A 20,541-nucleotide genomic window follows, 5' to 3' on the forward strand; every position below is an offset into this window, starting at 1 on the left:
CGCACCCGCGCGGTCCCGACTTTGAGAAGCCACCAACCATTTCGGAGCTCCGGAGATGGTTGGTGGCTTCTCAAAGTTGAGCTGTGGGTCACGGTGTGATTGCGGCGAGGGTTGCCGGGGTGGTGCGGTGTTGACGGGGTTTGGGTTGCGGTTTAATGTCTGGTCTGTAAACGATTACAAGAACGATTACAGGAGGTCGGCGTGAGTCGTCCGACGATCGCTGGGGTGGCCCGGGCGGCCGGGGTCTCGGTGGCGTCGGTGTCGCGCGTGCTGAACGGGCTGCCGGCCACCGAGGAGATGGTCGAGCGGGTCCAGCGGGCGGTCGACGAGCTCGGCTACGTGCCGGACGCGCGGGCGCGGTCGCTGAAGGTCGGGCGGACGTTCCAGCTGACGCTGGCGGTCGCGGACGTCGGCAACCCGGTGTACGTGACGATGATGCGGGCGGTCGAGGAGGTTGTCTCCGCGGCCGGTTACCGGCTCGTGGTGACGACGACCGGGCCGGACGTGGTGGACGAGGTCGCGCTGGTTCGGGGGATGGCGCGCGGGTACGCCGACGGCTTGCTGATCAGCCCGATCCGCGTCGACGAGGACCTGGTCAAGTCGATCCGCGAGTGCGAGGTGCCGGTGGTCGTCGCCGGTAACGTCCCCGCCAAAGCAGGCGTCGACACCGTCCGGGCCAACTCGCCCAAGGGCATGCTGCTCGCCGTCGACCACCTGGTCGCGAAAGGCCGCCGACGCATCGCGTTCCTGAACGGCCCGGCCGACACGGTCCCGGGCGCCGCCCGGTCCAAGGGTTTCGCCGAAGCGCTCAAAGCACACGAGCTCCAGCCCGCCGCTGTCGCCGAGGCAACAGACTTCACTTTCGCCGCAGGACGTGCGGCCGCTCCCGACCTGCTGGCCGCCGGCGGGCTGGCCGGCAGCCGGTCCCACCGGCGGCGAGGTGGTGACGAGCCCGCTCCTACCACCATCCGCCCGACGGGCGGGGCGTTCGATGCCGTCATCTGCGCGAACGATCTGCTCGCGGTGGGCGTGATGCATGAGTTGGCTGCGGCGGGGCTGGAGGTGCCCGCCGACGTCGCGGTCGTAGGGATGGACGACAGCGAATTGGCCGAGCAGAGCTTCCCGCCGTTGACCAGCGTGAACCTGGGATCGGCGGAACGCGGTCGCCGGGCAGCCGAGTTGCTCTTGGCAAGGATCGAGGACAACGACCGGACCCCGCGACGAATCGTCGTACAGCCGTCCCTGAGCATCAGGAGGTCGACCCCGTGACGGCCACGTTGACCGCGCCGGCGCCGGTGAAGAAGAAAGGTGGGCGGCCGAGGCAGAATCGCGAGGCGATCCTGCTGTTCCTGCCTGCGCTGCTGCCGGTGCTGATCCTGAGCGTCTACCCGCTGATCCGCGGGATCGCGCTCGGCTTCACCGACGCCCGTGCCGGGCTGCACGTCGAGACCAACTTCGTCGGCTTCGACAACTTCGGCAAACTCCTGCAGAACCACCTGTTCTGGGACTCGTTCCGGATCGGCGTGATCTGGACTCTGTCGGTGACGATCCTGCAGTTCGTCGCTGCACTCGGCCTCGCGCTGCTGCTGAACACGAACCTCAGGTTCCGTGGTGTCGCACGCACCCTCGCCCTGATCCCGTGGGCGATGCCGCCGGTGGTCGTCGCGATCATGTGGCGCCTGCTGCTGCACCCGACCAACGGGCCGGTCAACGAGCTCCTGCAGAAGCTGCACCTGACCGACCACCCGATCAACTTCCTCGGCGACTTCGGTACGGCGCTGCCGGCCGTGATCGTGGTGGGGATCTGGGTCGGCATGCCGATGACGACGATCACCCTGCTGGCCGGCCTGCAGGGGATCGACCGCACCCTCTACGAGGCGGCCGCGGTCGACGGCGCGAGCACGTGGAGCCAGTTCTGGAACATCACGCTCCCGCAGCTGCGGACCGTGATCGTCGCGATCACCAGCCTGGACATGATCTGGAACTTCAACTCGTTCGGCCTGGTCTACGTACTGACCGCCGGCGGTCCGGGCGGCAAGACGATGCTGCCGATGCTGTTCGCCTACAACGAGGCGTTCCGCTACGGCCGATTCGGGATGGCCGCGGCGATGGGTGACGTGATGGTGGTCATCATCATCGCGTTCCTGTTCTTCTACCTGCGGAACCGGCTGCGGAGCGAGGCATGAGAACTCGTCCCGGAATTCGCGCTCTGCAGTACGTCGCCGTCGTCTGCTACCTGGTGTTCCTCGGCTTCCCGCTGCTCTGGCTGATCTCCAGTTCACTGAAGTCGCCGCAGGAGTTCGCAAGCATCACGCCGAGCCTGCTGCCGAAGCACTTCGACCTGTCCAACTACAGCGACGCGCTGAACGAACAGGGCCTGGTTCGCGGTCTCGGCAACAGCCTGCAGATCTCCGTCTACAGCACGATCCTGGTGCTGATCGTCGCGCTTCCCGTGTCGTACGCGCTGGCCCGTTTCCGTAGCCGGCTGCGGCCGCTGACGAACGGCTGGATCCTGGTCAGCCAGGTGTTCCCGGTGATCCTGATCGTGATCCCGCTGTTCATGATCCTGCGTCCGTTGCACCTGACGAACACGATCCCCGGCGTCGTGATCGTCTACATGGTCTGGTCGCTGCCGTTCGCCCTGTGGATGCTGCAGGGGTACGTCGCCGCGGTGCCGCGCGAACTGGAGGAAGCAGCCTCGGTCGACGGCGCCGGGCGGATCCGGACGATCGTCTCGATCGTGATGCCGCTGCTCCGGCCGGGGCTGATCGCGACCGCGATGTTCACCTTCATCTCGGCGTGGAACGAGTTCTTCTTCGCCCTGGTCCTGTTGCAGGACCCCCAACTCAAGACCCTTCCGCTGGTCCTGGCCCGCTTCGTGGGCGCGGAAGGTCAAGTGCAGTTCGGCCCGCTCGCCGCCGCCTCCGTGCTGGCCACCGTCCCCAGTCTCGTGTTCTTCGCCTTCTTGCAGCGGAGGTTGACCTCCGGCCTGCTGAGCGGCGCAGTCAAAGGTTAGGAGAGGTAATGAAGAAGGTATTGACCGCGTTGCTCGCGGCGGGAGCGCTGGTGACGCTCGCCGCGTGCGGGGGCAACAGCGACGACGGCGGTTCGGGCTCCTCGGACGAGAAGGTGACGCTCAAGTTCCAGAGCCTCGCCTTCCAGAAGACGACGGTCGCCGCGACGAAGAAGATCGTCGCGGACTGGAACGCCGCCAACCCGAACATCCAGGTCGAGTACGTCCAGGGCAGCTGGGACTCGGTGCACGACCAGTTGGTCACCCAGTTCCAGGGCGGGACCGCGCCGGACATCATCCACGACGAGTCCGCCGACATCACCGGTTTCATCAACCAGGGCTACCTCGCGGACCTCTCGCCGTACCTGAGCCAGGAGACCAAGGACGCCGTCTCGCAGGGTGTCTGGGACACGGTCTCCAAGGACGGCAAGGTGTACGCCGCCCCGACCCTGCTGCAGTCGTACGTCGTGTTCGCGAACTCGGCGGCGCTCAAGGCGGCCGGGATCACGGCGACCGGTGACTCGCTGAGCTGGGACGACCTGGCCGCCGACGCGAAGAAGCTCACCGCGGGCGGCAAGTACGGTCTCGGCTGGGGCCTGAAGAGCCCGACCGCGACGATGCTGAACCTCGGCCTGAACTTCGACGCGAAGTTCTTCGACGGCTCCGGCAAGGACGCGAAGGCGACGATCGGGGACGCCGAGCTCGAGGTGCCGAAGCGGATCCACGCGATGGCGTACGACGACAAGTCGATCGACCCGACCTCGCTGACGCAGAGCGGTTCCGACGTACTGCCCGGGTTCTACGCCGGCAAGTACGGGATGGTTGTGGCCGGCAACTACGTCGCGCAGCAGATCCTCGAGGAGGCGCCGAAGACCTTCCAGTGGGAGGTGCTGCCGCCGCTGAAGGGCACGAGCAGCAAGCAGGCCGCGAACCCGCAGACGCTGTCGGCGCCGGCCGAGGGCAAGCACATCGAGCAGTCGGCGAAGTTCATCGACTACTTCATGAAGGCCGAGAACCTGGCCGCGGTCGGTCAGGGCGACTGGCTGATCCCGACCACGCAGGCGGCCCGGGACGCGGTCCTGAAGGCGACCGGCGGCAAGAACGGCTGGCAGCAGATCCTGGCCAGCGGCGCCGAGCTGACCAAGGCGCCGTTCCAGAGCGTGGAGAACTACCCGCAGTGGAAGGACCAGATCGCGACGCCGGCGTTCCAGCAGTACCTGGCGAACAAGACCGACGCCGCGGCGCTGGGCAAGAAACTGAGCGACGGATGGGGCCAGGTCAACAACTGATGACCCAGTTGGAAGAGAAGGCGGTCGGCGCTCTCGTCGGCTCCGCGGTCGGTGACGCGATCGGTGGAGCCGTCGAGGGCTGGACCCCGGAGGCGATCCGGGAGCGGCACGGCGGCTGGGTGACCGGCATCGTCGGTCCGTGGTACGACGACTGGCGGACGGCTCGCCCGATCGCGCCGTACCACAAGGGCGACGGGCACATCACCGACGACACCTTGATGACGCACGCGCTGGTCGAGGTGTACGACGAACGCCGGTCGCACCTGGACGCCTACGCGGTCGCCGAGTCGCTGGTTCCGAAGATGATCAACGGGACCCGTTGGATCCCCGAGCTCGAGGCGGACGCGTTGCTGCTGCAGCGGGTCTTCCTGGCCGAGAAGTGGCTGGTCGCCCGCCTGCACTACGGGCACGTCGATCCGCGCGAGGCGGGCGTCGGCAACATCGTCAACTGCGGTGCGGCGATGTACATGGCGCCGGTCGGGATCGCCAACGCGGGCGATCCCGAGGGTGCGTACGCCGAGGCGCTCGACGTCGCCGGTGCGCACCAGTCGAGCTACGGGCGGGAGGCGGCCGCGGTGTTCGCGGCCGCCGTCGCCGCCGCGATGGTGCCGGGGGCAACGGCTTCGTCGGCGGTCGAAGCGGCACTGCGGCTGGCCAAGGACGGCACTCGGAGGGCCGTCGAGGCCGTGGCAGACGCGGCCGACGGCCTCACCGATTGGGAACAGGCGATTCCCGTGCTGCGCAAGGCGATCGAGCCGTACGACACGGTCGGACCGAACTACCGCGAGCTGTCGATGGACGCCCGCCGCCCGAGTCGTACCAAGGCGATCGAGGAACTCCCGGTCGCGCTGGGCTTCGTGCTCGTCTCCGAGGGAGACGTACGCCGGGCCGTGCTGGGCGGCACGAACTACGGACGCGACGCGGACTCGATCGCGTCGATGGCCGGCGCGGTCACCGGCGCGTTGAGCGGACGGGACGGCGTACCGGCGGACTGGGCGGACGAGATCGCCGAGGCGAGCAAGACCGACCTGGTACAGCCCGGTCTGGTGATGGCATCGGTCGTGCAGGACATCCGAGCGGCCGACGCCGAGCGATGGGCCCGGCGTACGGCGGCGTTGGACGCGCTGGTCTGAATGTCAGTTGTGGTAGGCCTCGAGTTCGACGATCCGGGAGTATCCGTGGTCGTTGGAGTCGTGGATGACGAGCTGGACGGCGTCGACGGCACGAGGCTCGAAGGTGATGGTCACGCAGCCTTGGACATTGCCGCGGACCTCGGCGACCGTTGTCCAGGTGCTCCCGGTGCGGACCTGAAGGTCGAAGTCGCGGATGCCCATCACCGCGGCGGGGTAGGTGGTCGAGTCGAGGGTCTGCAGTACGACCCGGCCGATCGTGGTGGGTTGGACGAAATCGACGCCGTACGTGTCGGGGAAGACACCCTTGGTGTTGTCGTGCCAGCCGCTGGCGCCCCACTGCGCCGAGTCCGCGTTGCCGTCGACGCCGCCGCACAGCCGCATGTTGCCGTTGGTGGACGACGCGACAGCCTGCTCGCCGAGCAGCACGTTGTCGCGGACCGGGACGGGCTTGATCACCACCGGCACCTCGAGGCGCTCCTTGCCGACGGTCAGGTCGACGGTGTGGGTCGCGGGCGCGGTGCCGCGCGGGACGGTGATCTCGAGCGGCGCCTTCACCAGCTGATCGATCGGCAGGTAGCTGGAGAACTGGTGCCGGGACAGCGTGAGTGCGGGGTCCCCGGAGACGCGCATGTCGGCGATCGTGGGTTTGCGGCCGGTGTTGGTCATGCCGAGGGTGAGTTTGCCGGCGGGGAAGCACGGCAGCGGGATGACCTCGACCGGTTGTGGTGTGGCACTGACCTCGATCTGGTTGTTGCTGGTAGCAACGAGGAGTGTCAACGGGACGGCGACGAGGGCCAAGCGTCGAAGCATGGGGTGGTCCGTTCAGGCGAGGTGGGTTCCGGGGAGGCCGTCCTCGACGACCAGGGTGGCGCGGGTGGACGCCGTACCGCCGGGTGTGACGACGCGGTCGACGATCCGGAACTCCGACGTCCACGCGGTGCGGTCGAGGCGGCAGCTGAGGTAGCCGCGCTGGACGTTCTGGTACTTGACATGCGGGTTCTCGGCGAGCAGCGCGCGTCCGGTCGCGTCCGCGTCGACACCGTCCTTGCCGGAAGAGATCGACGTGGTGACGAACTCGGTCCCGATCGCCGGAGTGGACGGGTCCGCGAAGTTCACCCGCAGGTCGGAGGCGACACTGCGGTGCAGGTCTCCGGTCAGTACGACGAAGTTGCGCACCTCCTGGTCGCGGACACCGGAGAGCACGCGGTCGCGGGATGCGGCATACCCGTTCCACGTGTCCATCGGCAGTTCGAGCTCCGGGCCGGTCTTGCGATCGAGCTGGGCTATGGCGACCTGCTGGGCGACGACGTTCCAGCGGCTGGTGGAGCTTCCGAGCGTGTCGAGGAGCCAGCGTTCCTGGGCGTCGCCGGTGATCGTGCGGGCCGGGTCGGTCGACACCGCGTCCGGCGGCAGCCACCCACCGGTCGAGGTCTGGTCGTCGCGGAACTGCCGCGTGTCCAGGACGCTGAGGTCGGCGGTCCGGCCGTACCGGAGATGGCGGTGCAAGCGGATCGACGGGCCGTCGGGGGACTGGTCGAGACGCAGCGGCATGTGTTCCCAGTACGCGCGGAACCCGTTGGCCCGGCGTACCAGGAAGTCGTCGTGCGGAATGCCGTCCTCGGACACGTACCCGGCCCAGTTGCCCTCGACCTCGTGGTCGTCGAGCGTGACGATCCACGGCGCCGCCGCGTGCGCGGCCTGCAGGTCGGGGTCGGTCTTGTGCAGCGCGTACCGGGCCCGGTACTCGTCGAGCGTGAAGATCTCGCCGGCGAAGTCGACCGGGACAGCCTGGTTCCGTACGCCGGCGGTCGGGCCGACACCGACCTCGTAGATGTAGTCACCGAGGAACAGCACGACATCGTGCTCCCGGCGTACGACGTCTTGGTAGGCGGTGTAGAACCCGTCGTAGAAGGCCTGGCAGGACGCGACCGCCATCGTCACGACCGGCTCGTCGGACGGCGCGGGCGCGGTTCGCGTCCGACCGACCGGGCTGATCTGACCGGCGGCACGGAAACGGTAGAAGTAGTGCCGCCACGGACGCAGCCCGTGTACGTCGACGTGCACCGCGTGGGCGTACTCCGCACGGGCGTGGGCCGTGCCGCGACGTACCACTCTGCGGAACGTCTCGTCCTCGGCGACCTCCCACTCGACGTTCACGGTGCGGTCGTCCATACCGCCGAACGGTTCGAGCGGACCGGGTGCGAGCCGGGTCCAGATCACCACGGCGTCCGGCAGCGGATCGCCCGAGGCGACGCCGAGGGTGAAGAGCGGCCTTTTGTCGGTGCGATGCGGTATTCCTGCTGCATCGACGAGATCAGGGAGGTTACCGGTCATCGCGAGCGCTGCGGCAGCGCCCGTGGCGGTCAGAAAGCTGCGGCGGGTGACCATGGGCCGAAGTATCGGCCCGCGCCGATGCAACGATCCAGGTGGGCGTTTCGCCTGGCGCAACAAGGGAAGGAAGCAGTCCGATGAGAATGACCTGGGTGCAGCCGGAGGACCTCCTCCCGCACCAACTGGTCCAGGCGCGGTCGGAGGGCGTTGACGTCACCGACGTGCAGGCCCGCTGGATCGCCGCCGGCGGTACCACGGACGCGCCGGTGTCCGGTGCCTCCGACGAACCGGCGACGCCCGCGTTGCGCGCGCTTGCTCGCGAGCTGCTGGACGTGCTCGACGCCAGGACAGGGGAGTGGCGCGAGCCCGCGATTCCGGAGTTGCCCTCGCTGGGCGAGACGGTCGAACTCGAGACCCGGACGTTGAACGCCTGGCTCGGGCGAATGGCCGGAAATCTCCTCGGCAAGCCGGTGGAGAAGATCCCGCGCGAGGGCATCCGGGAGATCCTGGCCAGTTCCGGGCAGTGGCCGTTGACGCAGTACATCACTGCCGCCGGCGTACCGGACGAGGTGCAGCAGCGGTGGCCGTGGAACCGGCGGTCGAAGGTGAACAGCCTGCGCGAGGTCATCGACGGGATGCCCGAGGACGACGACATCAACTTCGCGATCCTGGCGCTGCTGATGATGGAGCGGTTCGGACCCGGGCTGACCACGGACGACGTGGCGCAGAGCTGGTTGAACGACCTGCCAGCCGGCCGCGTGTTCACCGCCGAACGTGTTGCCTACCGCAACCTTCTGGAAGGGGTCGAGCCGGCCCGCGCGGCCGTCGTCGGGAACCCGTTCCGGGAGTGGATCGGCGCCCAGATCCGGACCGACGCCTACGGCTGGGCGCATCCTGGCGACCGGACTGCGGCCGCGCGACTCGCGCTCGTCGACGCCGGGCTCAGTCACACCGGCGCCGGCGTCGACGGCGCACTCTGGGTCGCCGCGATGTCGGCCGCCGCTCTCGTGCTCGACGACCCGGTCGAGGCCGCGGTCGCCGGCCTGGACGTGATCAGCGGACAGGGCGCGATCGCCCGCGCGGTCCGGTTCGGACTGACCCTCGCCGATGCCGAGCTGGACGAGGCACTCGACGCCTTGCACGCGGAGTACGGCGACCTGCATTGGGTACATGCGGTGAACAACACCGCACTCACCGCCTACGCGCTGACTGCTCCGGATTTCACCACGGCGATCGGACGTGCCGTGATGGGCGGCTGGGACACCGACTCGGCCGGCGCTACGGTGGGCGCGGTTTTTGGCGCGACGCGGGGGATTCCGGCAGAGTGGTCTGCACCACTGGACAATCGGGTGGCCACCAGCCTCCCGGGGATGAACCAGATCGCGATCGACGAGCTGGCGCGGCGGACTGTGGAGGTGGCCCGGGGTGGAGCCTGAGGTTGTGGTTGTCGGTAGTGCGAACATGGACCTGGTGCTGCCTGTCCAGCGGATCCCACGGCCGGGGGAAACGGTCCTGGCGGGAGCCATGACGCGGGGCCCGGGAGGCAAGGGCGCGAACCAGGCGGTGGCGTCGGCGCGTGCCGGTGCGCGGACCGCGATGGTCGTCGCCCTGGGCGACGACGAAGGCGGTGCGCTGCTGCGGGCGGCGCTCGAGGGCGTAGATCTGACGCTGGCGACGACCAGCGAGGCCCCGACCGGTACGGCGATCATCACGGTCGAGGAGAGCGGCGAGAACTCGATCGTGGTCGCGCCCGGCGCCAACGGTGAGCTGACGCTGTCGGCCGACGCTGCGGCCGCTGTCGGACAGGCGAAAGTCGTGCTTTCCCAATTGGAGATCCCGTTCCGCACCGTCGCAGCCGCGGCCGCCGCCTCGTCGTACTTCATCCTGAACGCGGCGCCGGCGGCCGAGCTGCCGGACGAACTGCTGGCCGAGGTCGATCTGCTGGTGGTGAACGAGACCGAGGCCGAGGCGATCGCCGGGGCGGACCGGTCCGCGCTGCTGAAGAAGGTGCCGGCCGCGGTCGTCACTCTCGGCGGCGCCGGCGCGGTGATCCTGACGCGCGACCTGAACGGTGACCGCGAGATCACGGTTCCCGGCGTACCGGTGGACGTGGTCGACACCACGGCGGCGGGAGACACGTTCTGCGGGGTGCTGGCCGCCACGTTGGCTGCCGTGTCAGCGAGTGACGCGATCACGGCAAGCGACCTGACGAACGCGGTCCGACGCGCTAACGTTGCTGCTTCATTGAGTGTTCAGGCCGCGGGGGCGATTTCCTCGGTGCCTCACGGGGATGCAATCGACGCGCGTTATGCGGAGGTGTACCTGTGAATCCGCTCGAACCGCGGCCCATCGATCGACCTGCCCGGGTCGATGTGGGGCTCGGGACCGACCTGTCCTTCCTGGACGACGCCAAGATCCTCGGCGCGCCGGAGGACCCGGCCGACCTGCCGCGGTGGCGCGCGAAACTGGCCGAATGGCGGTTCGGCGCCATCGAACGGACCCGGTACGACGGATCGCACTACGACGAGCCCGGTCGCGAGTGGACCCAGACGGCGTACTCGGTGGCGCTCGTCTGGCTCTGGGACGACCTGCTCTACGACGTCGAGACCGGGAAGTTCACGCCGGAGAAGTTCGTCGAGCACGGGGTCACCGAGTTCGGCGGGTACGACGCGATCGTGCTCTGGCACGCGTACCCGGTGATCGGGATCGACGACCGCAACCAGTTCGACTTCTACCGCGACGTCCCCGGCCTGCGGGAGCTGATCGACGACCTGCACCGGCTCGGGCTCAAGGTCTTCTTCGACTACAACCCGTGGGACGTCGGCACCCGCCGGGCGGACCGCTCGGACGCCGACGAGTTCGCGACCCTGGTCACGGACTACGCGGTCGACGGCGTGTTCCTGGACACCCTGAAGGAGGGCGACCCGAAGTTCACCCGCGCGATCCGGCAGGCGAACCCGGCGATCGCGCTGGAGGGCGAGTCACGGTTGCCGATGGCAAGGATCAGCGACCACGCGCTGTCCTGGGCGCAGTGGTTCGCCGACACGCACGCGCCGGGCGTGCTGCGGGCGCACCTGTTCGAGCGCCGGCACATGATGCACCACACCCGCCGGTGGAATCGTGACCACAGCGACGAGCTGCAGTCCGCCTGGGTGAACGGCGTCGGCATGCTGGTCTGGGAGTCGGTGTTCTCGGCGTGGGTCGGCTGGAACGCCCGCGACCGCGCGACGCTGCGCCGGATGGTCGCCGCCCAGCGGGCGTTCGCGCCGGTGCTGATCAACGGCGACTGGATCCAGCTGACGCCGGAGATCCCGGAGAAGGCCCGCGACCACGGCGTCTACGGGTCCCGGTTCGACCTGGCCGACATCACGTTCTGGACGCTGATCAACCGCCACGACGAGGACTTCGACGGCATCGTGCTGCGGTCCGAGGACCAGGTCGGCGACTGGTACGACGTGACCTCGGGCGTGCCGATCACCGCGGACGACGACGGCGTACACCTGACCGTGCCGGGGCGCGGCGTGGCCGGGATCGTCCGGGTCGGCGCGACGGCCGGCGCCTCGTGCCGCGCGACGGCCCGCCGGTTGGGCACGATGCCGCGCGCGCATGTCAACGAGTCCGCGTTCCCGATGCGTCCGGCCGAGCGGATCGCACCGCAGCCGGTGTCCGGTGACGCGAACATCGGCCCGACGGTCGACGTACCGGCGGGGGAGCGGACGTTGACCGTGCGGCACCGGCGACGCGAGACCGGGCTGTACGACACCGCGCCGTACGTCGAGGAATGGAAGCCGCTGCCGCCTCGCCTGCACGACATGCAGACGGTCGAGCGTGAGGTCTCGTTGCCAGGCGTCGCGGTGGCTGTTGCCGAGGTGACCAACGCCGAGTACTTGGCCTTTGTGCAGGCGACCGGCTATCGGCCGCTGATCGCGAACCGGTTCCTGCAGCACTGGATCGACGGTGCTCCCGTCCCCGGGACCGAGGATCAGCCGGTGACGTACGTCGACCTGCCGGACGCGCGGGCGTACGCCGCGTGGCGTGGCGGCCGGCTGCCCACCGAGGACGAGTGGCAGATCGCCGCTCTCGAAGAGGGATTCGTCCGGCGCGAGCCGCTGGTGTGGAACCTGACCGAGAGCGAGCACCGCGACGGCCGCAGCCGGTTCTGCATTCTCAAGGGCGGTTCGCACTATGTTGCCGAGGGCTCCGACTGGTACGCCGACGGTGGGCCGCAGGAGCCGGACGTCAGCTTCAAGCTGGTGCTGACCGGCGGCGGGCTCGACCGCTCGGAGAACATCGGCTTCAGGTGCGCCGGATGAGAACTGCTCCGCTCGACGGGGTGAAGGTGCTGGAGGCGGCGACGCTGTTCGCGGGACCGCTGGCGGCGACCTTCCTCGGCGACTTCGGCGCCGACGTCACGAAGATCGAGCACCCGTCCCGGCCCGATGCCGCGCGCACACACGGCGCCTCGAAGGACGGCGTCGGGCTCTGGTTCAAGACCCTCGGCCGGAACAAGCGGCTCGCGACGCTGGACCTGTCCCGCGGCCGGGACGTGTTCCTCGATCTGGTCAAGTCGCATGATGTGCTCGTCGAGAACTTCCGGCCCGGCACGCTGGAGCGGTGGGGGCTCGGGCCCGACGTGTTGCTCGAGGCGAACCCGCGGCTGGTGATCGCGCGGGTGACGGCGTTCGGGCAGGTCGGGCCGTGGTCGCGGCGTCCCGGTTTCGGGTCGCTGGCCGAGGCGATGAGTGGATTCGCGGCGGTCACGGGCGAGCCGGACGGGCCGCCGACACTGCCGCCGTTCGGACTCGCGGACGGGATCACCGCGCTCGCCACGGCGTACGCCGTCCTGGTGGCGCTGCGCGAGCGCGATCGGTCCGGGGCGGGGCAGGTGATCGACATGGCGATCATCGAACCGATCCTGATGATGCTCGGCGGCGGCATCACGGCGTACCAGCAGACCGGGTACGTGCAGCCGCGGCTCGGGAACCGGTCGTCGAACAACGCCCCGCGGAACGTGTACAAGACTCTTGACGGCCGATGGGTGGCCGTGTCGACGAGCTCGCAGAGCATCGCCGAGCGGGTGGTGACCCTGGTCGGGCGCCCGGACCTGGTCGCGCAGCCGTGGTTCGCGACCGGGCGGGAGCGGGCCCAGCACGCCGACGAACTCGACGACGCGGTCGGCTCGTGGATCGCGGCGCGGCCGCTGGAGCTCGTGATGGAGGAATTCGAGAAGGCCGAGGCCGCGGTCGGGCCGGTGCACGACATCCGCGGCATCATGACCGATCCGCAGTACGCCGCGCTCGGGACGATCGTCAGCGTGGACGACGACGAGCTCGACGGACCGGTGCAGATGCAGAACGTGCTGTTCCGGCTGTCGGAGTCGCCGGGGGCGATCAAGTGGGCGGGCCGGCCGCACGGCGCGAACACCGACGAGGTGCTCGCCGAGATCGGTGTCACGCCGGATCAGCTGGCGGCCCTGCGCGCGGCTGGAGTGGTGTGAAGTGCTGACGGCACTGTATGTTCCGGCCAACCGGCCGGATCGGTTCGCGAAGGCTGTTGCCGCGGGCCCCGATCTGGTGGTGTTCGATCTCGAGGACGCGGTACCGGTCGCCGACAAGGCGGACGCGCGCGGCTGGGCGGTGGCCTGGATCGCGGTGAACTCCCACGGGCCGGTGGAGGTCCGGGTGAATGCGCTCGGCACACCGTGGATCGCGGACGACCTGGCGGCGATCTCCGCCGTACCCGGGGTGCGGATCCGGTTGCCGAAGGTCGAGAGTGCGGCGGATGTGCAGGCGGTCCTGGAAAAGGTGCCGTCGGCAAGGATCACCGCGTTGATCGAGTCGCCGCTGGGCCTCGAGCGGGCGTTCGAGATCGCGACTGCCGATCCGCGCGTCGTCGCGGTCGCGCTCGGTGAGGCGGACCTGTCCAGTGCGCTCGGGGTGGACGGCCCTGAGGGTCTCGCCTGGGCGCGCGGCCGGCTCGTGTCGGCGTCACGGGCCGCGGGCCTCGGCGCCCCGATGATGTCGGTCTACCCGAACGTGCAGGACCTGGACGGTCTCCGGCGTACGTCGCAGGAAGGCCGCGCGCTCGGATTCGTCGGCCGTACGGCGATCCACCCGCGGCAGCTCGCCACGATCGTCGAGGCGTTCACCCCGTCGCCTCTCCAGGTCGCCGAGGCGGAGGCGCTGCTGGCCGCCGTCGAGAAGGCGGACGTCGCCCACGGCGGCGTGATCGTGCTCCCCGACGGGCGCATGGTCGACTCCGCCATGATCGGCCGCGCCCGCGAGCTCACCACCCTCATGCGAGAGATCGAAGCCCGGTCAAGTTAGGCTCAAGTTATGCTGCCGCGCAGTGTTGATGCCGTCGTGATCGGTTCGGGGCCGAACGGGCTGGTGAGCGCGATCACGCTCGCCGATGCCGGCTGGGACGTGCTGGTGCTGGAAGCCGCCGACACGTTCGGCGGTGCTGTCCGCTCGACCGAGGACGGCGGCTGGATCAGCGATCGGTTCAGTTCGAACTACCCGCTCGGGGTCGCGTCACCGGTGCTCCGGGCGCTGGAACTCGAGAAGTTCGGCCTGAAATGGGCGCATGCGCCGCTCCCGCTCGTCCATCTGCTCGACTCCGACGGTGCCGCGGCCGCGATTCACCCGGATCCGGAGGACACCGCGAAGTCGATCGGCGCCGAGCACCCGGGCGACGGTGACGCGTGGTTGCGCCTGTATCAGCAGTACGTGTCGATCCGGGAGCCGTTGCTGAAGGCGCTGCTCACGACCTGGCCGCCGATCGGGCCGGGGGTGAAGCTGGCCCGGAAGCTCGGTTCGGCGGGGGAGCTGCTGCGGTTCGCGCGGTTCATGGCGATGCCGATGCACCGGATGGGCCAGGAGCTGTTCGACGGGCGGCAGGGCCCGGCGATCATCGCCGGGAACTCGCTGCACGCGGACGCGCCGCTGTCGGGCGCCGTCAGCGGGACGATGGGCTGGCTGCTCGCGATGCTGGCTCAGGACGTCGGCTTCCCGGTCGTGGCCGGCGGATCCTCCGCGTTCTCCGGCGCGATGGTACGACGGGCCGAGCGCGCGGGTGCGTTGCTGGTCCCGGGTACGCCGGTGACCGGCCTCGAGGTGTCCGCTGGCCGAGTGACCGCCGTACGCACCGCCTCCGGCGAGACCGTGCTCGTCGAACGCGCCGTCGTCGCGGACACCTCCGCGCCGGTGCTGTACGGCGAGTTGTTGCCGCAGGCCCTCATCCCGGGCGGGCTGCGGCGGGATCTGGACGACCGGTTCGAGTGGGACTACCCGACGGTCAAGCTGAACTTCCGGCTGAACGGCCCGATCCCGTGGCTGGCTCCCGAGGCGCGGTCGGCCGGCGTGGTGCATCTCGGCGGGACGGCCGACGACCTCGTGCACCTGTCCGCCGATCTCGACACCGGGCGGGTGCCGTCGCAGCCGTTCCTGTTGATCGGCCAGACCACGAAGTCGGATCCGACCCGGTCGCCGGACGGAACCGAGGCCGTCTGGGCGTACGCGCACCTGCCGCGCGGCATCGCCGACGACGCCTCGGCGGAGAAGCTGGCCGGCCGGATGGAACGTGCGATCGAGCGGTTCGCCCCGGGCTTCGGCGATCTGGTCATCGACCGCGATCTGCAGCGTCCGTCCACGCTGGAGTCGGGGAACGCCGCGCTCGGGCTCGGCGCGGTCGGCGGCGGCACGATGCAGCTCCACCAGCAACTGATCTTCCGCCCGACGATCGGCCTCGGCAGCGCCCGCACCTTCGTCGACGGCCTGTACCTGGGCAGCTCCGCCATCCATCCCGGCGGCGGCGTCCACGGAGCCTGCGGCCACCTGGCCGCCCGAACCGCCCTCCGCGACGCCTCCCTCCTGGGCCCCCTGACCCGCAAACTCCCCACCGCCACCCTCCGCCACCTCCAACGGTGAGACTTGACGAAGGAGCATGTAGGGCTCGGGTGGCGGCGGCTCGGGTGGGGCGGCTGGCGACTGTGGGCGTGGACCTGCGACCGCACATTGTGCCGGTGACGTACGTCGTCCATGGCGACGAACTGTTCATCGCGATCGATCAGAAGCCGAAGTCGACGACCGCCCTGAAGCGGCTGCGGAACATCGCCGCTCACGAGCAGGTCGCCGTGCTGGTGGACGAGTACGACGAGGACTGGACGCACCTGTGGTGGGTCCGGGTCGACGGGGTCGCGCGCGTGGTGCCCGAGCACCCGGCGGCGGTCGAGTTGCTGGTGGCCAAGTACCCCCAGTACGACGCCGACCCGCCGCAGGGCCCGCTGATCGTGATCCGAGCCGAAGCCTGGTCGGGGTGGTCGTTCAGCTGATCGGCAGCTCGACAGGAGGTGTCCGCTCGGCGCGGCGGCCCTCACGCTCAGCGGGTCCGCCGATCCGGCGTAGTGGGCGTATACGTACTGTCGTGCTGCAGATCGACGCGTAGGGTACAGGGGGTGGACGCGCGGGTGAGTGTGGAGGGGCTGCTGCGGGAGCTCGCGCCGCAGGTGCTGGGTTTTCTGGCTCGGCGGCACGGGCAGTTCGACCTGTGTGAGGACGCCGTACAGGAGGCGTTGCTGGCGGCGGCGACGCAGTGGCCGGTGGACGGCGTACCGGCGAATCCGCGGGGCTGGCTGATCACGGTCGCGACGCGGCGGCTCACCGATGCGTTCCGGAGCGAGAACGCGCGGCGGCGGCGCGAGGACAACGTCGTGGCGATGGCCGGGCCCGAGGAGCTGGTTTCGCCAGCAGCCGATGTGGACGAGGCACCGGACACCGACGACACGTTGACCTTGCTGTTCCTGTGCTGCCACCCGGCCGTGACGCCGGCCTCGCAGGTCGCGTTGACGTTGCGGGCGGTCGGCGGTCTGACCACCGCGGAGATCGCGCGCGCGTTCATGGTGCCGGAGGCGACGATGGCGCCGCGGATCAGCCGGGCGAAGAAGAGCATCAAGGCAGCCGGCAGCCGGTTCGTGATGCCGCCCGAGTCGGAGCGGGCGGACCGGCTGCGCGTCGTACTGCAGGTGCTGTACCTGATCTTCAACGAGGGCTACACGGCCAGCTCAGGCGAGGACCTGCAACGGGTCGAGCTGACGGCGGAAGCGATCCGGCTGACGCGGATGCTGCGCGCCGCGCTGCCCGACGACGGTGAGGTCGCGGGCCTGCTGGCGTTGATGCTGCTGACCGACTCGCGCCGGGCCGCGCGGACGACCGCGGACGGCGGCCTGGTGCCGATCGACGAGCAGGACCGGTCGTTGTGGGACCGCGCGCAGATCACCGAAGGCGCCGACCTGATCCTGCACACGCTGCAGCAGGGCGCGGTCGGGTCGTACCAGTTGCAGGCCGCGATCGCCGCCGTCCATGCGGAGGCGCCGAGCGCCGACGAGACCGACTGGCGGCAGATCCTCGCGCTGTACCTGCTGCTCGAGAAGCTCGCGCCGAACCCGATGGTGACGCTCAACCGCGCGATCGCGCTCGCCCAGGTCGAGGGTCCCCAGGCGGGCCTCGACCTGCTCGCGACCCTCGAGGACGACAAGAACATCACGGAGACCCATCGGCTGGACGCGGTCCGCGCGCACCTGTACGAGCGCGCGGGGGACCCGGCCAAGGCGCACGAGCATTATCTGGCCGCAGCCCGCCGTACGACGAGCCTCCCGGAACAGCGCTACCTACAGGCGAAGGCCGACGCGCTCACGGGATGAGTCGGTAGAAGCGAAACAGCGAGGTGTGGAACGGGAGGATCTGCACCTCCTGGAATCCTGCCTCGGTGGCGTACCGGCGGAGTGTCGCCGGCCGCATCACCGCACCGGTCGCGGCCGACTCCGGATCGCCCATCGCATCCGGCAGGCAGGACATCAGGCTCCAGCCGTAGTGGTACCGCTCGAGCTCCGAGGCCGGGGCGGTGAACTCGTCCTCGACCAGTTCGTCGAGGATCAGCACCGAACCGCCTGGCGCCAGCAGTTGCCGCGCGCTCCGCAGCGCGTCGACGGGTCGCGGTATGTCGTGCAGGGCCTCCAGGACCGTGACCAGATCGAACCGGCCGCTCTGTGAGGCGTCGGAGGCGTTCGCGACCGAGTAGGTGACGCGGTCACTCAGTCCGGCCTCGAGTGCATGCCGGGTTGCTGCGGCGATGGCGTCCTCGTCGAGGTCGAGACCGTGCACAGTGATGCGCGGATAGGCCCGGGCCATCGCGATCGACGACCAGCCGGTGCCGCAGGCGAAGTCGGCGACCCGGGCCGGTGGGTCGGCGCGGAGTCGCTCGTCGATCTCGGGAATGGCGGGCAGCCACTGTTTGCCGAGGAGGTTCAGGTACGTCGGCCTGTTGAACTCCGCCCGTCCTTCTGGCTCCCACGGCTGGTGCGGCGGCGCGTCACCGGTGCGGTACGCCTCGACGAGGTCGGGCAGCATTCGGGCCGCCCGGGCGAGCTCGACTCCCTTGTAGCCGTGGTAGTCGACGTGGTCCGGATCAGCGAGCACAGGCACGTGCTCGGGCGGCAGGGTGTAGCGCCGTACGGTGGGAGCAGCGGTGACGTCGTCGACGTCGACGAGTCCGCTGGCTGCGTGGTGCTCCAGCCATTCGCGGATGTAGCGCTCGTTGGTGCCGGTGCGTTCGGCCAGCTCGACGGACGTCGCCGGGCCTTGCTGGGCGAGCGACCGGTACAGGCCCAGCCGCTCGCCGAGGTAGATGGAGTAGAGCTCGAGCGCCGCTCCGGCGTTCCGGAAGATCCGCTCGACGAGTGCGTTGGTCCGGTCCATGAACGGATCGTACTCAGGCGGTGCCGACCCGCCGTCCGGTCTCGTGGGATTCGATGGTCGCGTGGGCGAGTGCGAGGGCGCGGCGGCCGGCGCGGGCGTGCACGGGTGGTTGGTCGCCGGCACGGAGTGCGGTGAGGAGCGCGTCGACGTGGCGGTCGAAGGTGCCGGCGAAGTTGCGGGCCTCGTCGTCGAAGTACGCCGAATGCCAGCGCTGCTCGACCGGGTCGCCGGCCTTGGAGAACGTCAGCGCGCGGACGGTGTCGTGGATGACGAGGCGGCCTTTCGTGCCGTTGATCTCGATACGTTGCGTGTCGGGGTAGGCGTACGACGAGTCGTAGGTGCCGAGCATCGTGCCGACCGCGCGGTTCTCGAAGTCGACCGCGAGCGCGAGCGTGCTGAACGCGCCGTACGTCTTGTCGGTCAGGTGCGCGGAGACCGCGGAGATCGGGCCGACGAGGTGTTCGAGCATGTCGAAGCCGTGGCACTGGGTCTCGATCAGATTGGCGTGCGGCGACCGGCCGTGGTTCGCTTCGCCGCCGAAGCGCCAGGTCGCGAAGATCAGGTCGCCCAGTTCGCCCGCGTCGATGAGGGCCTTCGCGCGTTGTACCGGTTCGGCGTACCGGTGGTTGAAGTTGATCGCGAAGAACCGGTCGCCGGCTTCGGCGAGCAGGGTGTCGGCCTCGGTGAGGTCGAAGACGAGCGGCTTCTCGACCAGCAGCGGTACGCCGGTACGCACGAGCTTCAGCGTGACGTCGTAGTGGTCCTCGTTCGGCAGGCAGACCGTGACGAGTTCGGGGTGCTCGGTGCGCAGCATCTCGTCGAGATCGGTGTACGGCGTCGCGCCGTACCTCGCGGCCCGTGCCTGGGTGCGGGCCGGTGTGCGGCCGCAGACCGCCACCAGGTCGGTGTCCTCGCGCCGGGAGAAGATGCGCGCGTGGTGCTCGCCCCAGCCGCCGGCGCCGACCACCGCGACCCTCACGAGGCGCCGTCCTGGGTGACTACGACCTTGCCCGTTTCGCCGGCCATGAACAGGCGGAACGCCTCGGCGATGTCCGCGACCGGCAAGCGGTGGCTGATCATGCGTCCGATGAGCTCCTGATACTCCTGGAGGAGCGCGAGGTTGCCGGGCATCTCGTCGTACCGGAAGTACTCGCTGCCGAGGACAGCACGCTCGGGGCTGATCAGGTCGCCGGACACGTCGAGCGTGACCGATTCGCCGTGGCCGACGCAGATCAGGGCGCCGCGCGGGCTGAGGATGTCGAGCGCCGCGCGGCGGGCGGACTCCTTGCCGGACGCGTCGAACGCGAGGTCAGGGTGGCCGGCCGCGGTGAGATCGTCGGCGAGCAACGGGATCGCGCCGAACGACTCCGCGAACTCGAGCCGCCAGCGGGAGAAGTCGGAGATGTACACCGGTACGTCGTACTTCAGCTTGCTCATCACGGTCAGCCCGAGCCCGATCGGTCCGGCGCCGGCGATGTAGACGCTCTCGACGTCCTGCCGGACCAGCGCTGCGCGACCGAGGGCGTGGCTGCTGGTGCCCATCACGTCGAGCAGCATCGTCGCGTTGCCGATCTCGATGTCGTCGGTGATCGGGAAGAAGTTGGACTCGTGGACCAGTTCGTACGGGCCGTAGCCGCCGTCGTGGGTGAAGCCCATGTCGGCGCGCTTGGCGAGGCACTGGTTCGTCGCGTCGTACTTGCAGCTTCGGCATTCGCCGCAGAAGTCCATCAGGAAGACGGCACCGCGGGTGCCGGCGGGTGTGGTGGTGCCGTCCCCGGTCTGCAGGACGGTGCCGGCGGCTTCGTGTCCGGGAACGACTGACGAGCCGTCGTAGTACTGGTGGCGGTCGGTGCCGCAGAGGGCGTTGGCCTGGACGGCGAGGAGGAGCTGCCCGGGTCCGGGGTCCGGGTAGTCGTGGTCCGCGAACTCGATGGTGCCGGCCCCGGTGAACTTGGGGGCGAGGGCGGTACGCGTCATGCTGCCGGAATTTACTACGTAGCAAATCCTGCCCACAAGGGGTT

The 20,541-nt window shown here is 69.5% G+C and carries 18 protein-coding genes; 13 read left to right on the top strand and 5 right to left on the bottom strand.

Translation table 11 applies throughout. The features are described 5' to 3' along the window. The first annotated feature begins 201 nt into the window (after window positions 1-201). From EV647_RS40530 to EV647_RS40550, 5 genes are read left to right on the top strand one after another with little or no spacing between them, the layout of a single operon-like run. On the top strand, window positions 202-1,269 hold the full coding sequence (locus tag EV647_RS40530; RefSeq protein ID WP_134012822.1) for a LacI family DNA-binding transcriptional regulator: 1,068 nt from the start codon (window positions 202-204) through the stop codon (window positions 1,267-1,269). Beyond that, complete coding sequence (locus EV647_RS40535; protein ID WP_134012824.1) at window positions 1,266-2,186, top strand: carbohydrate ABC transporter permease; 921 nt, start codon at window positions 1,266-1,268, stop codon at window positions 2,184-2,186. Before EV647_RS40530 ends, EV647_RS40535 begins: the two co-directional genes overlap by 4 nt. Continuing rightward, window positions 2,183-3,016 (top strand): carbohydrate ABC transporter permease, encoded by an 834-nt coding sequence (locus EV647_RS40540; RefSeq protein ID WP_133788554.1) that lies wholly within the window; start codon window positions 2,183-2,185, stop codon window positions 3,014-3,016. The genes EV647_RS40535 and EV647_RS40540 overlap by 4 nt, the downstream gene beginning before the upstream one ends. Window positions 3,017-3,024: 8 nt before the next feature. Further along, entirely contained in the window at window positions 3,025-4,302 is a 1,278-nt protein-coding gene (locus tag EV647_RS40545) for a sugar ABC transporter substrate-binding protein (RefSeq protein WP_134012826.1), read from the top strand. Beyond that, a complete protein-coding gene (locus EV647_RS40550; protein ID WP_134012828.1) occupies window positions 4,302-5,435 on the top strand; it encodes an ADP-ribosylglycohydrolase family protein in 1,134 nt (377 codons plus the stop codon). Before EV647_RS40545 ends, EV647_RS40550 begins: the two co-directional genes overlap by 1 nt. 3 nt (window positions 5,436-5,438) lie before the next feature. Here the strand turns inward: EV647_RS40550 and EV647_RS40555 are convergent, their stop codons facing one another. Continuing rightward, on the bottom strand, window positions 5,439-6,245 hold the full coding sequence (locus EV647_RS40555; RefSeq protein ID WP_134012830.1) for a discoidin domain-containing protein: 807 nt from the start codon (window positions 6,243-6,245) through the stop codon (window positions 5,439-5,441). A gap of 12 nt (window positions 6,246-6,257) precedes the next feature. Next, on the bottom strand, window positions 6,258-7,823 hold the full coding sequence (locus EV647_RS40560) for an alkaline phosphatase (RefSeq protein WP_134012832.1): 1,566 nt from the start codon (window positions 7,821-7,823) through the stop codon (window positions 6,258-6,260). Between the two features lie 80 nt (window positions 7,824-7,903). Between EV647_RS40560 and EV647_RS40565 the strand changes: the two genes are divergently transcribed. From EV647_RS40565 to EV647_RS40600, 8 genes are all read left to right on the top strand, one after another. Continuing rightward, window positions 7,904-9,202: an ADP-ribosylglycohydrolase family protein gene (locus EV647_RS40565; RefSeq protein ID WP_134012834.1), complete on the top strand. Its 1,299-nt coding sequence runs from the start codon at window positions 7,904-7,906 to the stop codon at window positions 9,200-9,202. Further along, the gene (locus EV647_RS40570; RefSeq protein WP_134012836.1) at window positions 9,192-10,094 is read left to right on the top strand and encodes a ribokinase; all 903 of its coding nucleotides are present in this window, start codon (window positions 9,192-9,194) and stop codon (window positions 10,092-10,094) included. Before EV647_RS40565 ends, EV647_RS40570 begins: the two co-directional genes overlap by 11 nt. Further along, a complete protein-coding gene (locus EV647_RS40575) occupies window positions 10,091-12,079 on the top strand; it encodes an SUMF1/EgtB/PvdO family nonheme iron enzyme (RefSeq protein WP_134012838.1) in 1,989 nt (662 codons plus the stop codon). Before EV647_RS40570 ends, EV647_RS40575 begins: the two co-directional genes overlap by 4 nt. After that, on the top strand, window positions 12,076-13,263 hold the full coding sequence (locus EV647_RS40580; RefSeq protein ID WP_134012840.1) for a CaiB/BaiF CoA-transferase family protein: 1,188 nt from the start codon (window positions 12,076-12,078) through the stop codon (window positions 13,261-13,263). The genes EV647_RS40575 and EV647_RS40580 overlap by 4 nt, the downstream gene beginning before the upstream one ends. Window position 13,264: 1 nt before the next feature. Continuing rightward, window positions 13,265-14,092, top strand: a complete 828-nt coding sequence (locus EV647_RS40585) for a CoA ester lyase (protein ID WP_134012842.1) — start codon at window positions 13,265-13,267, stop codon at window positions 14,090-14,092. 9 nt (window positions 14,093-14,101) lie between these two features. Beyond that, complete coding sequence (locus EV647_RS40590) at window positions 14,102-15,694, top strand: NAD(P)/FAD-dependent oxidoreductase (RefSeq protein ID WP_134012844.1); 1,593 nt, start codon at window positions 14,102-14,104, stop codon at window positions 15,692-15,694. After that, window positions 15,691-16,098 carry a TIGR03668 family PPOX class F420-dependent oxidoreductase gene (locus EV647_RS40595; protein WP_134012846.1) on the top strand — a complete coding sequence of 136 codons (408 nt, stop codon included), beginning with the start codon at window positions 15,691-15,693 and terminating at the stop codon, window positions 16,096-16,098. The genes EV647_RS40590 and EV647_RS40595 overlap by 4 nt, the downstream gene beginning before the upstream one ends. Window positions 16,099-16,221: 123 nt before the next feature. Continuing rightward, window positions 16,222-17,466 carry an RNA polymerase sigma factor gene (locus EV647_RS40600; protein ID WP_134012847.1) on the top strand — a complete coding sequence of 415 codons (1,245 nt, stop codon included), beginning with the start codon at window positions 16,222-16,224 and terminating at the stop codon, window positions 17,464-17,466. Here EV647_RS40600 and EV647_RS40605 read toward each other — a convergent pair. Genes EV647_RS40605 through EV647_RS40615 form a run of 3 tightly spaced genes read right to left on the bottom strand, consistent with a single transcriptional unit; the run spans window position 17,456 to window position 20,497 of the window. Then, on the bottom strand, window positions 17,456-18,520 hold the full coding sequence (locus tag EV647_RS40605; RefSeq protein ID WP_134012849.1) for a bifunctional 2-polyprenyl-6-hydroxyphenol methylase/3-demethylubiquinol 3-O-methyltransferase UbiG: 1,065 nt from the start codon (window positions 18,518-18,520) through the stop codon (window positions 17,456-17,458). The genes EV647_RS40600 and EV647_RS40605 overlap by 11 nt on opposite strands. A 13-nt stretch (window positions 18,521-18,533) precedes the next feature. Further along, window positions 18,534-19,499, bottom strand: a complete 966-nt coding sequence (locus EV647_RS40610; RefSeq protein WP_134012851.1) for a Gfo/Idh/MocA family protein — start codon at window positions 19,497-19,499, stop codon at window positions 18,534-18,536. Beyond that, the gene (locus EV647_RS40615; RefSeq protein WP_134012853.1) at window positions 19,496-20,497 is read right to left on the bottom strand and encodes an alcohol dehydrogenase catalytic domain-containing protein; all 1,002 of its coding nucleotides are present in this window, start codon (window positions 20,495-20,497) and stop codon (window positions 19,496-19,498) included. Before EV647_RS40615 ends, EV647_RS40610 begins: the two co-directional genes overlap by 4 nt. Between the last annotated feature and the right edge of the window lie 44 nt (window positions 20,498-20,541).

Source organism: Kribbella sp. VKM Ac-2566 (assembly GCF_004366005.1).
GTDB lineage: Bacteria > Actinomycetota > Actinomycetes > Propionibacteriales > Kribbellaceae > Kribbella > Kribbella pratensis.

What these genes read in the sequence shown, in the direction of transcription:
- EV647_RS40540 (WP_133788554.1), top strand. Translation starts at nt 2,183, where the DNA reads ATGAGAACTCGTCCCGGAATTCGCGCTCTGCAGTACGTCGCCGTCGTC.
- EV647_RS40565 (WP_134012834.1), top strand. Translation starts at nt 7,904, where the DNA reads ATGAGAATGACCTGGGTGCAGCCGGAGGACCTCCTCCCGCACCAACTG.
- EV647_RS40580 (WP_134012840.1), top strand. Translation starts at nt 12,076, where the DNA reads ATGAGAACTGCTCCGCTCGACGGGGTGAAGGTGCTGGAGGCGGCGACG.
- EV647_RS40590 (WP_134012844.1), top strand. Translation starts at nt 14,102, where the DNA reads ATGCTGCCGCGCAGTGTTGATGCCGTCGTGATCGGTTCGGGGCCGAAC.
- EV647_RS40550 (WP_134012828.1), top strand. Translation starts at nt 4,302, where the DNA reads ATGACCCAGTTGGAAGAGAAGGCGGTCGGCGCTCTCGTCGGCTCCGCG.
- EV647_RS40605 (WP_134012849.1), bottom strand. Translation starts at nt 18,520, where the DNA reads ATGGACCGGACCAACGCACTCGTCGAGCGGATCTTCCGGAACGCCGGA.
- EV647_RS40560 (WP_134012832.1), bottom strand. Translation starts at nt 7,823, where the DNA reads ATGGTCACCCGCCGCAGCTTTCTGACCGCCACGGGCGCTGCCGCAGCG.
- EV647_RS40555 (WP_134012830.1), bottom strand. Translation starts at nt 6,245, where the DNA reads ATGCTTCGACGCTTGGCCCTCGTCGCCGTCCCGTTGACACTCCTCGTT.
- EV647_RS40545 (WP_134012826.1), top strand. Translation starts at nt 3,025, where the DNA reads ATGAAGAAGGTATTGACCGCGTTGCTCGCGGCGGGAGCGCTGGTGACG.
- EV647_RS40615 (WP_134012853.1), bottom strand. Translation starts at nt 20,497, where the DNA reads ATGACGCGTACCGCCCTCGCCCCCAAGTTCACCGGGGCCGGCACCATC.